Source organism: Arthrobacter sp. UYCu712 (assembly GCF_040547005.1).
Lineage (GTDB): Bacteria > Actinomycetota > Actinomycetes > Actinomycetales > Micrococcaceae > Arthrobacter.
Genome location: NZ_JBEPOZ010000029.1, coordinates 34403 through 44902 on the forward strand (window position 1 = coordinate 34403; position 10500 = coordinate 44902).

Here is a 10500-nt window from a genome sequence, read left to right on the forward strand (position 1 = left end):
GCGCGCCGGATGTGCCACGGACGAGCACCTGGTCATCGAATCGATCCAGGCGCTCGAACCGCCGAGAACCGGGCTGGTGAAGGCCTCATGCACGTGCGTTGAGTGCGACTATTTCCACGCACACCAGGCCGCTGTGGCGCAGGTTGCCGCCAGGTTCGGGTTCGCCGTCTGTTCGGCGCCGGTACGAGCGGCCGGGGCCGGGCGCACAACAGCCGCCACTGCCCTATCCGTCGCGGCAGAACATTGACCGGGCGACATGCTTTATCTCGAAGATGCGCGGTGGGACGATTCCAGTATGAGCGCGAAGAAGACTGAGGCTCCGCGGGAGCATGGCTACCATCCGGAGGGCCACGCCAGTTCACCGACCACACGGCAGGTGCGCTCGGTAGGCCAGCGACGACGGGACGCCGAGGAGAAATTGGAACACCATCTGGAGGAGGCCCGCCACAAAGACGTTCTCCACCGCCAGGCCCCCGCCAAGCAGGACGACATTGGGAGCGGCCAGTAGCTGCCATTCAGGACGACAATCGGCTTACCGCAACGAATCGTGGAACTGCCTGCAGGCCTGCACGCGATGGCTGCCCCAGGCCCAAGCCGACTAGCTTGGAATCCGCGAGTGCAATGCGCGCCTGATCTCATTTATCCAGACAATGCGACCCAAATCCGAGTCCCGCTCGACGCAGCCGCAAGCCGTCGGTTTGTCCCGCCAAGATCTCTCTGGACAGGGTCAGGTGCCGTGAGTAGATTCAAAGTTGAGCCCGACCGCCTGCCGATCGGAGTCAGGCTTGCCGGCCGCGTGCGGGACCGGCAGGAGGCGCCGCTGTAGCCGAATGGCGGCAGAGACTGCACTTGGTGGAAGGTCGCCCTCGATGGCCGCCTCGCACTCGAATAATTCCTCGATGAAGCAACAGTCCCCGCGTTCGACAGGGACTGCACCGACCCGTCGGGTAGTCAGACCGCACTCGGGTCTCCGCATGGCCGCGGACGGCTTCGTCCTTGCAACTCATCCGTGCGCGGCATAGCCATGTCGAACATGCCAGGACGTCGTGTACCCCTCGGCCCGGATCCGCGGGAGCACCCATTGTGGTGTATCAGCTGCGGCACGTACTGCTATCTGTTCATCAGTTCCATCGTGCCCTGGGGTCCGCCCTCCGGAGGCGCACTGCAGGTCTCCTATACCTGTACTTCGTGCGGGCTGTCCTACCGTCACGTTGCCGATGTCAGCGAGTTCGCCGGCGTTCTGAACCTCGCGGCAGGACGAAACGACGTCGTCATCTACAGCGGCCAGTACATCCATTGCGGGCAGTCGATGCAACAAACCCGTTCAGGAGAAATTCGGATCGACAGCCCTACCGCCGGTGAAGAACAAGAGTCCAGGAAATCGATGGGCGTGTACCTCGAAGTCCGGCTACTGGAGTGTCCTTGTGGATTCCGGCTGATACTCCCGTGATAGATGTACTGCGCCTGTGGTCTCCGGCAGAAAGCAGCCATGGAGCAGAACCTGAGAAAGGTCCGGGCCGGGATGGCGGGTAGGACCTGATTGGCCTGCGCCGCAGGCACGCGAGGCTGCACACTGCCCGCTCGACGGTGGTGACGCTCAGCAACGCACATCTCGTGTACGAGACGAGCGGTGATGGCGCTGCCATCACGGTCGCCCTCAACCTGTCCGGCGCCACCGCGGAACTGCCCGTTCCCCCATCGGCCCTTTCCCTGCTGGCCGGCAGGGGAACAAGGATTCCGGGCCGCAATGCGATCAGCCTTCCCGGCTACGGCTGGGCCGTGCTCGGGACCGCTCCCTGGGCCGCTGCAACAAGCGCCTCGCCCCCATATTTACCTACAACCGGCTGACACTAACCCGGCGATGTGGTCAGTCAACACGGTTGCGGGTCCGGATCTGTGGCGTCGTTCATTAGCTACGCGGACCAACGATGGGCAAGTGCCGGGATTTAGGCCAGGTCCGTGCTTCCCGGACGATGAGATCGCAAGGGACGTCCACCCGTCGGGGCGCGAGCCCTGGCGAGTGGATGCGCTCTATGAGCAATCGCGCCCCGATGCGGGCCATTTCGCGGCTTGGCCGTCGGACTGTGGTGAGGCTGAAGGGTGCCCAGGCGGCCATCTCGACGTCGTCATATCCGATGACCCAGCAATCCTGGGGGTGGATATGGCTGTCGCGCAGGGCGCCGAAGGCCATGTGGTCGGTGGCGCAGAAGACAGCCTGCGGCCGGTCGGCGCGGGAGAGCAGCCGGTTCATGACCTGGGCGCTGACGTCGTGGGAAAGCCGCCGCTGAAGCGGAAATGCTCAGGCACGGCGTGGCCACCCTCGGCCATTCTGCCGAGGAACCGCCGCCCGAGGTCGCTGGACGTGCTCGCGTTTTCGGCGCCCGCCGATGAAAGCCACCCGGGTTTTGCCGTGGGCCAGCAGATAATCGGCGACGGCGGCACCGCCCTCGATGTTGCTACTGGTCACCTGGTTGCAGTCCAGGCTCTCAACCACTCGCTTGATCAGGACGATGGGGCTGTCCTTCTCGATGGCCGCCTGCAGCTCCAACGAGTCCTCGGTGGCGGTGGTTAGAATGACGCCGTCAACGGCGCGTTCACTGATGGCCTCCAGCGCCCTTTCAGATTTCAAGAGCAGCGGCTAAGTCCTTGGAACCTTCATGAGACAGCATCAGGCGATCGGCATCACCAGCATGTAGCCGGTCCGCAAATTGCTGCTCCAGCGCCGCGGCTCGCGGACGACGAACTGCGTCGCCAACTGTTCCGGGGTGAGCAGTGAGCGGCTCATCCGCGCCGGCGGTAACCCGTACATGCTCGTGCGCCCGGGCTGGTTCGACTACAACCAACCCGACCAGCGGACGATCGTCATGCTCCAGGGCGACAGGCGACAATCCGGCTCACCCGCCGACGGCGTTATCGCCAGGGACCAGATCGCGCGCGTCCTCATCGACAGTCATCACATTGGTGCCGCCGACCACAAAACTCTCGAACTCGTCGCCGACCACGGACCCGACCAAGACGACCTCCCCACCGAGAATGAGCCCGAAGTGTTGCGCGACGACCTCGCCACTATCACAGCAGGAAGCCTCAAAGCCGGGGGCTAAATCGGGGCTCCTACTCCGTATGACAGCCACGGCAGTCACAGTTCTTCGCAGCGGGGGCACGCAGGAAAGGTGTCGCGGTGGGGGACCGCCTTCCGGACGTTTGTCACTCCATGGAGCGTTGTTGCCGCAAAGAGTCACCCGGCCTAAACTTTCGAATCGAACTCGTAGGGGGTGTGCATGACGAACGAGCCCAACCCATTCGAAGTCCACGAGTCAGGGGCCCTGTTTCACGGGACCAAGGCGGACCTGGCGGTTGGGGACATGTTGTTGCCCGGACGCGGCTCGAACTTTGAAGAAGGACGGACTGCGAATCACGTCTACGTGACGGCAACCTTGGATGCCGCAACGTGGGGGGCTGAACTCGCCGCAGGGGAAGGCCGGGGACGGATCTACATCGTGGAACCGACGGGCACCCTAGAAGACGACCCCAACGTGACGGACAAGAAGTTCCCCGGCAATCCGACTCGGTCGTACCGCACCCGAGAACCTGTGGAGGTCGTCGGTGAACTCGTGGATTGGACAGGACACTCGCCCGGTCAGTTGCCGGCCATGCGTGACGGACTCGCCGACTTGAAACGGCGGGGCCTCGCGGTCATCTGTGACTAGTAGCGTCCGCAAAGACATGCTCGAGAAGGGCGATGGCCCAGCGACTACAACCAACTGACTTGAGCACGTGACTGACGAGGTGTACGGCCGGAGGTGGCGATGCGCCGCAGCAGCGGCTCGACTTCGCCCTAGGCGATGTCGGTGAGGTCCGTCGCTGCGAAGGCATGCCCGGATCCACCGGTTCGGACAGGCTCCGATTTCGCCCGTGCCCGGATCCGGAGCCATGTGGCGACGCAGGTTCCCGCGGACGGCGTCGTGCGTCGCCACAAGCTCGTGGCCCGCAGTCGAAGACGCCGCCTGGTCAGCCGCCACTACAACGACGTCGAGTCCTCTAGGTGCCTCACACGGGTGGGCCGGTGCCGTTGGCGGCCCGACCACCGCGAGGAGCCACGCTCATGGCGACCGTCACCGTGTCACCGCCGCCGAAATGTTCCTGCGCGCGGACCGCCTTTTTCACCGGTAACACGTATTCACCGTTGCGCGGCAGCAGCGAGGTCTCCCATTCGGTGCCACCGATCCGCACGCACACCGGGATGGCGCCCCACCCGTAGGTGACGGCCGCTGCCTCGGCCCGCAGGTAGTCACATACGTCCGAGGGCGGCGATAACCAGTAGAACGGCGCGGGGCCGCGCCATTCGAATACCTCCGCGCTGAAAGTCAGGTCCACGTCACGTAACGGTAGTGGTGGAACGTCGCGTAATCAACAGTGTTGCCGGAGCCTCGCCGTATCGCGGATGACCCATTTCTCTGCGAATTTGGATGACTGGCACGCGGGATGACTGACTAGCGTCAGGACCTGTGACCATCACGCGCGTAGAGGGCGGCCGCGCCAGGCCCTTGCTTCCAGGATGAGTGGGCGTCCGCTTGATCCAAGGGAGACATGGCCGGTTCGCCATCGGCGGCGAAGGCACGGCAGCCGCCAGTGGCGGGTTCAGAGCACCGGCGGCAGCGTCTCGGCGAGCGAGCGCTCCAGCAGCTTGCGAAGCGCGCTGCGATCCACCCCCGTCAACCGGGTGAGGTAGAGGCAGGCCTTGCTCGCACGGTGCTTGCCGAGCCGGGCCAAGAGATCGGGCCAGCGCTCTGAGAAGTCATTGGCGAGTTAGATCGAGTGCGTCGCGGGACCCGTCGCGAAGGCGAGCAGGGGAGCGCGGCCCACGTGCCCGCTCTCGTAGTGGTACTCGTACTCTCCGAAACCGATGATGCGGCCAGCCCACACGACGGGCTGTTCGCCACTGATCTCGCCGAGGATCGCGAGCAGTTCGTCGGCCTCGCGGCGCCGAGGGCCACTGGCGAGGTCGAGTACCTCCGCAACCGGCAGATCGGACGGTGACATTGCGGGCGGCTTCGCTGCCACGGGTCTCCTCGCGATCGTGCTGGGTATCCAAGAGTAGAACGGCAGGGTCACGTCCCCGGTGGTGGTGTTGTAATCCATCCGTGCGCTGCTGCGATCGGAGCCCTTTGGTTCATGCCATTCTTGTCAGCGCTCTGATGCCTTCGCGGCTTTGATCGCGGCCTTGGCAGCCTGCTTGGTGGCGCGCACTTTCTTCAGCGACCCGGGATCCACGATGTCGGCGACAGAAAGATATGCACTCTCTTGGCCGTAGGGGCCGGCAGCCTCACGCCAGCCTTGTGCCTGGAGTCCGCACTGCTTGCCGAGTAGTGCGAGGAAGATCTTTGCCTTTTGCTCTCCGAAGCCGGGCAATCCCTTCAACCTGCGCAGCACTTCCTGGCCGTCAGGGTCGTCCTGGTTCCAGATGGCAGTTGCGTCCCCATTCCAATCGCGCTGTACGGTCGCGGCGAGGTCCTGGACTCGGCTGGCCATGGAGCTAGGGAATCGGTGGATGGACGGACGCTCCTTGAAGATCTCAACGAAGCCTGCCGGGTCATGTTCGGCGATTGCGGCAGGGGCCATGGACCCGATGCGCGTGCGGATCTTTTCGGGTCCGGCAAACGCCGACTCCATGGTCACCTGCTGGTCAAGCAGCATGCCGATCAGGAGTGCGAACGCGTCATTGCTGAGCAGGTGGTCGGCGGCGAGGTCGCCAGTGATGTGCAGTTCCATGCGCCTATCCTCCCACCTGCTCCGAGCCGCGTCATGACACCCACGAGCTTGGGGTTTCTTGTCAGGAGGGCAGCGCAGCGCGGGATCAAGTCCGCCCTCCGGCCCTACCGGGATGACGCTGGACGGCCTATCTTGGTCCTGACACACCCCCGAGGGAAAGGAACGACGATGTTCACCCTGCAGATTAGCTATCCGGTCCGGGACTACGGGGCATGGAAGGAGGTCTTCGACAGCGATCCCGCAGGCCGCGCCGCCTCGGGCGCCCGGTCTGTCCGGGTGTTCCGCGATACGGAGGACCAGAACAGCGTGGCCGTGGTCCTTGACTTCGACACCAAGGACGCTGCGACCGTCTTTCTGGAACGGCTGCGCAGCCAGGTGTGGGACAAACCGGAGGTGATAGGGCAACTGATGTCAGCATCACCGACAGCCAGGATTCTGGAGGAGGTGGCCCGCGAGGGCCAGGCCGCCGGCTGACCGCTAAGAATCCGGTGGTCCGCGTCGACTAAGCGCGCCCAATTGCTGGGCCAGCTTCCCGGCCGGGACAGGGGTCGAGGGCTTCGCGCCGCCCCGGCCCTTCCATATGCCTGCCGGTAGTCCGTAGCCGACGTAGATACGGCCTTCGGGCACACCGGGCGCTGCGGGTCCGTTCCGCTTCGCGCGAAGACCTCAGCGTCCGCAAGGGATATTCAGCGGCGGGGGAGCAGCCGGGGGTGTCGCGGTGGAGGACCGGAATTGGGCTGGGCGTAGGGTGGAAGTTGGACGAAAGGAACACTTCATGAAGAAAATCCTCATGGTACTGACCAGCGTTTCCGAGATCGGGGACACCGGAGAGAAGACCGGCTACAACGTGGCCGAAGCTGCACATCCCTGGAAGGTCTTCAAGGATTCCGGGCATTTCGTCGACTTCGCGTCCATCCAGGGCGGCCAGCCCCCGCGCGACGTGGTGGACTCGGAAGATCCCATCCAGGTTGCCTTCACGGAGGACGAGACCACGCGCGCCGGTCTCTACAACACTGCCCGCGTCGACGTCGTTGATCCCGAACAGTACGACGCCGTGTACCTCGTGGGCGGCCACGGCACCATGTGGGACTTCCCGGACAGCGAAGGCTTGCAGAATCTGGTGGCCAGCATCTACAACGCCGGCGGCTTGGTGGGCGCGGTCTGCCACGGACCGGCCGGCCTGCTGAACGTGGAATTGAAGAACGGGCTTCGCCTCGTCGAGGGCCGAAAGGTGGCCGCCTTCACCAACGACGAGGAGGTTGCCGCGGGGAAGGACAAGGTCATCCCGTTCTCTTTGGCAGACCGACTTGAGGAACAGGGCGCCACCCACGTCTCCGCTGGTGTGTTTGAGGAGAAGGTCGTGGTTGACGACCGGCTGGTGACCGGCCAGAACCCGGCCTCGGCCGCCGGCGTGGCCAAGGAGATGGAGAAGCTCTTCGCAGAGGTCATCCACCAGGAAAAAGCCGAGGAACAGCACGAGACGGAGGCTCTGCGCGCCGAGAAGGACGCCGAGAAGAGCGCCAAGAAGGCTGCTGCGGCAGACACCGAGCACTAACGCCCGCAGCGCACTGAGACTGGCGGCCGCCCGGCGACGGAGCGGTCGCCAGTAGGCGCTGGCGCGGCGTGCAAGGGTCGCCGCGCGAAGTGAAGCACGCTGTTTTCTAAGGCGTGTGGCTGGAATGACCGGTGTAGCCGATGTCTGTGCCCGCGGCGTCAGCCACTCTGTAGCGGACCAGTATCCCGGCGCTGAGGTGGTCGTTGACGTGGCAGTGGAACAGCCAGGTACCCACGTCGTCGGGGACCATGTCTGCCACCACCATGCTGGCCGGCAGCAGGTTCACGACGTCCGTGCGCATTCCGAGCGCGGTCGCGGTATTGCCGTGCCAGTGCGGGGTGTGCAGGTCAACCTCGGTGCCCATGCCCATCAGGTACCAGCGAACCCGTTCGCCTTCCTTCATGTTCAGTCCATCCAGCGGCAGGTTGCCGAACATATAGCCGTTGATGGAGTGCATCAGATTGCTCTCGCCGAACTCTGCATCGGCAGGGTCCACTGAACCCGGATCGCCGGCGAAGCGGTCTATATTGCGCTTCAGATATGGGCTGGCGTTCTCGTCGCTGACCTTGAACTGGACGAAGAATTCGCGGTCCACATCGTTCGGGGTGCCGTCCGCGCGGACGGCGCTGGCCTTGGTGATCACCATCGGGCCGACCAGGCCGGAGTAGTCGTCTCCGACTTCGGTTGAGTGCGAGTGGTACATCCACATCACGGAACTCCCGTCCATCGGGCCGGGGCCGGCTCTATCGGGAACCTTGTAGCTGTAGGTGTAGGAGGTTCCCGCCGGGACGGCGTCGTCACCATGGTCCGTAACCCCGGTGCCGTCGTCGTACGGGGCGCCCTCGCTGGCCTGGTCATAGAACGCACCGTGGACGTGAATCGAAACCGGACGTGAAGGACGCGTCCGTGTATTCCCGGTATAGCGACTTCACGTAGGTGGTGCCGATCCGCTGGGGCCCTGCTGTGTGAAGACGGCCGCGGCTTCGTCGAGGGGGGCGCCCGTGATCTGGTTAGTTCCGGACGGCGCATAGTTCCAGTCGACCTCGTCCGCCCCGATGCAATACGTCCTGGTCTGCGGAACATACTGCCCGTTGGGGGACGTTCTCATCGCGGTACAGCCTGCGAGGGCAACAGCCGTCGCAAGAGCCGCGGCGATCGCGATGTGGCGCAGGACCAGAATCCTGCGGGGCCAGAATAGATGCCCCCGACGCACCTGCTCCATTGCCATGACATGACTGGCCATTTTGTGAACCCACCTTGGCATCCATGCCGACCCGAGGGGCTTAAGCCTTGGCTCCTCAAGCCTAGGACGGATGCCTTGTTAAGCGAAGCGCCGAGACCCAGCTGTCCAATTTGAAGACGGTCCTTTCCCGGGACCATCCAGGCATCAGACTTAGAAACCAGGTTGGGGGAACCAAATGAGTACGCCTATGGAGCCGGCTCACACTTCAACTGGCCGGCTCAACAAACTCCCCGCCGCAGCCGTCACTATCGCCGTCACGCCGCATCCGGATTCTGGGTATTCGGTGTCGCTGTCAGGCGAGCGACGCCGTCACCAACCGCCGCGCGTCGGCGTATGTCCCTTTCGGGCATCGTCTGCCATTGCCATTTCGGCCCGCAGGCCAAGGAGACGGATCGGGCGGCCGGCTTCGATTCCGGCTGCGAGGTCCAAGGCCCGCGCGAGAATTTCGTTCCGGTCGAATGTCTCGGGAATCTTCCTCGAGTGGGTCGTGGTGAAGAACGGCGCGTACCGAACCTTGAGGGTCAGCCCAACCACGGGCCGTCCTTCGGCCACAACATCCTCAACGACACGCGCTGTCAGCTCCCTTACGGCGTTGTCCACCTGGGCGGGCTCGGTCAGGTCCCGCTGGAAGGTGGTCTCCCGGCTATGCCCGCGGGCAACCCACGGGGTGTCGTCCACAACGCTGGCGCCGTCCCCACGTCCGAGCTCCGCGTACCAAGGACCCATTTTGGGGCCGAACTCCGGGACCAGGTCCTGGGGATCGGACGCGGCGAGCTCGGCGACTGTGGTGATGCCGAGTTTGGCCAGCCGGCCCGACACTTTGGTTCCGACGCCCCACAGGTCCTTGGTGGGCCGACCGCCCATGACGTCGAGCCAGTTCCCGGCAGTGAGACGGAAGACGCCGGCCGGCTTGCCGAAACCGGTGGCGACCTTGGCCCGGACCAAGGTGTCGCCGATGCCCACGCTGCAATGCAGCTGCGTTCGCGCCAGGACAGCGGCCTGCACCTGCCGGGCATAGGCTTCCGGATTCTCTGTCTCAGTGCCTACGAAGGCTTCATCCCAACCCAGCACTTGTACGGTGGCGCCGGGCTGCGCGCGCAGGGTAGCCATCACCGTTTCAGACGCCGCGAGGTAAGCCTCCTGATCGACGGGCAGGATCACAGCGTCTGGTACTTTCCGGGCGGCAATGCGTAAGGGCATTCCGGAACCCACGCCGAACGCCCTGGCTTCGTAGGATGCGGTCGACACCACGGCCCGTTCCGTGGGGTCGCCCCGACCGCCGACAATGATCGGTTTGCCCGCAAGCTCCGGCCGCCGGAGCACTTCGACCGCAGCGATGAACTGGTCGAGATCGACGTGCAGCACCCACCGGATTCCGTTCACGCCACCAGTCTGCCCTAAACATCCCTGGCAAGCATCGGCTCTCCACCGAGCTTGGGCTTCTTTGAATTCCAGCGCCGACGGCGACCCGCGCTGCCTGCTCCTGTGAGGAGTCATGCACTTGGCACGCAGGCTGGAGCTGATCAGATACATGAGATTGATGCAACGAGGGCGGCGAGCGGCGGAGGCGCATGTCCGGCCGGTAATGCGCCGACCAGCAGTGGCGCGTATCGGACCTTGTTCCCGCTGCGTCCTCCGAAGAACCGGCGCAACTGCGCCGATATTGGCCGCGCTCGCAGTGACGGCTGGCGTTGGAGGAGCCGGAACGACGCTAGCTCGCCTTGAGCCGCGATGACTTTGAGCACGGCATCGGTCCCAAGGCAGCGGATGAGTTCGTCCTCCAGATCGGCGTGACAGACGTGGAACCCAACCTCGGCCAGCGAACCGGACCCGATACCAAACCCTTTGAAGGTTGATTTCCGTCAGGCTTGATTCATGGCAGCAAGGCAGGAAATTTCTGACAAGGCATGGGCTGTGATGGCACCGCATTTCC

At 64.3% G+C, this 10500-nt stretch carries 15 protein-coding genes and 1 pseudogene; 6 read left to right on the forward strand and 10 right to left on the reverse strand.

The features are described from left to right. Nucleotides 1–295 precede the first annotated feature (295 nt). Both ABIB51_RS20385 and ABIB51_RS20390 read left to right on the forward strand, forming a co-directional pair. Nucleotides 296–508: a hypothetical protein gene (locus ABIB51_RS20385; RefSeq protein WP_354191173.1), complete on the forward strand. Its 213-nt coding sequence runs from the start codon at nt 296–298 to the stop codon at nt 506–508. 1079 nt (nt 509–1587) lie between these two features. Continuing rightward, complete coding sequence (locus ABIB51_RS20390) at nt 1588–1848, forward strand: hypothetical protein (protein ID WP_502916183.1); 261 nt, start codon at nt 1588–1590, stop codon at nt 1846–1848. Nucleotides 1849–1909: 61 nt separating this feature from the next. On the opposite strand, the gene ABIB51_RS20395 is transcribed toward ABIB51_RS20390, so the two are convergent. Beyond that, nucleotides 1910–2251, reverse strand: coding sequence for a substrate-binding domain-containing protein (locus tag ABIB51_RS20395; RefSeq protein WP_354191174.1), 342 nt, complete (start codon nt 2249–2251; stop codon nt 1910–1912). A gap of 48 nt (nt 2252–2299) precedes the next feature. Then, on the reverse strand, nt 2300–2629 hold the full coding sequence (locus ABIB51_RS20400) for a type 1 periplasmic-binding domain-containing protein (protein WP_354191175.1): 330 nt from the start codon (nt 2627–2629) through the stop codon (nt 2300–2302). A 136-nt stretch (nt 2630–2765) separates the two neighbouring features. Between ABIB51_RS20400 and ABIB51_RS20405 the strand changes: the two genes are divergently transcribed. Both ABIB51_RS20405 and arr read left to right on the forward strand, forming a co-directional pair. After that, nucleotides 2766–3101: a Rossmann-fold NAD(P)-binding domain-containing protein gene (locus tag ABIB51_RS20405; RefSeq protein ID WP_354191176.1), complete on the forward strand. Its 336-nt coding sequence runs from the start codon at nt 2766–2768 to the stop codon at nt 3099–3101. 177 nt (nt 3102–3278) lie between these two features. Next, the gene (gene arr / locus ABIB51_RS20410; protein ID WP_354191177.1) at nt 3279–3707 is read left to right on the forward strand and encodes an NAD(+)--rifampin ADP-ribosyltransferase; all 429 of its coding nucleotides are present in this window, start codon (nt 3279–3281) and stop codon (nt 3705–3707) included. A gap of 340 nt (nt 3708–4047) precedes the next feature. Here the strand turns inward: arr and ABIB51_RS20415 are convergent, their stop codons facing one another. The 4 genes from ABIB51_RS20415 to ABIB51_RS20430 all read right to left on the reverse strand — a co-directional run bounded on the left by ABIB51_RS20415 (nt 4048) and on the right by ABIB51_RS20430 (nt 5769). Continuing rightward, on the reverse strand, nt 4048–4374 hold the full coding sequence (locus ABIB51_RS20415; RefSeq protein ID WP_354191178.1) for a DUF1905 domain-containing protein: 327 nt from the start codon (nt 4372–4374) through the stop codon (nt 4048–4050). Nucleotides 4375–4638: 264 nt separating this feature from the next. Then, complete coding sequence (locus ABIB51_RS20420) at nt 4639–4770, reverse strand: hypothetical protein (RefSeq protein ID WP_354191179.1); 132 nt, start codon at nt 4768–4770, stop codon at nt 4639–4641. Nucleotides 4771–4806: 36 nt separating this feature from the next. Then, a complete protein-coding gene (locus ABIB51_RS20425) occupies nt 4807–5040 on the reverse strand; it encodes a hypothetical protein (RefSeq protein ID WP_354191180.1) in 234 nt (77 codons plus the stop codon). Nucleotides 5041–5184: 144 nt separating this feature from the next. Beyond that, the gene (locus ABIB51_RS20430; protein ID WP_354191181.1) at nt 5185–5769 is read right to left on the reverse strand and encodes an HhH-GPD-type base excision DNA repair protein; all 585 of its coding nucleotides are present in this window, start codon (nt 5767–5769) and stop codon (nt 5185–5187) included. Nucleotides 5770–5937: 168 nt separating this feature from the next. Between ABIB51_RS20430 and ABIB51_RS20435 the strand changes: the two genes are divergently transcribed. Together ABIB51_RS20435 and ABIB51_RS20440 are read left to right on the forward strand one after the other, a co-directional pair. Continuing rightward, the gene (locus ABIB51_RS20435) at nt 5938–6243 is read left to right on the forward strand and encodes a hypothetical protein (protein WP_354191182.1); all 306 of its coding nucleotides are present in this window, start codon (nt 5938–5940) and stop codon (nt 6241–6243) included. A 301-nt stretch (nt 6244–6544) separates the two neighbouring features. Continuing rightward, nucleotides 6545–7324, forward strand: a complete 780-nt coding sequence (locus ABIB51_RS20440; protein WP_354191183.1) for a type 1 glutamine amidotransferase domain-containing protein — start codon at nt 6545–6547, stop codon at nt 7322–7324. 106 nt (nt 7325–7430) lie between these two features. On the opposite strand, the gene ABIB51_RS20445 is transcribed toward ABIB51_RS20440, so the two are convergent. The 4 genes and pseudogenes from ABIB51_RS20445 to ABIB51_RS20460 form a co-directional block, all read right to left on the reverse strand. Continuing rightward, nucleotides 7431–7970 carry a multicopper oxidase domain-containing protein gene (locus ABIB51_RS20445; RefSeq protein ID WP_354191187.1) on the reverse strand — a complete coding sequence of 180 codons (540 nt, stop codon included), beginning with the start codon at nt 7968–7970 and terminating at the stop codon, nt 7431–7433. Next, a pseudogene (locus tag ABIB51_RS20450) lies at nt 7965–8207 on the reverse strand (cupredoxin domain-containing protein); the annotation flags it as partial. The gene ABIB51_RS20445 and the pseudogene ABIB51_RS20450, both read right to left, overlap by 6 nt. A gap of 45 nt (nt 8208–8252) precedes the next feature. Further along, the gene (locus ABIB51_RS20455; protein ID WP_354191184.1) at nt 8253–8552 is read right to left on the reverse strand and encodes a cupredoxin domain-containing protein; all 300 of its coding nucleotides are present in this window, start codon (nt 8550–8552) and stop codon (nt 8253–8255) included. Between the two features lie 324 nt (nt 8553–8876). Continuing rightward, complete coding sequence (locus ABIB51_RS20460) at nt 8877–9950, reverse strand: DNA polymerase IV (protein ID WP_502916185.1); 1074 nt, start codon at nt 9948–9950, stop codon at nt 8877–8879. Nucleotides 9951–10500 lie beyond the last annotated feature (550 nt).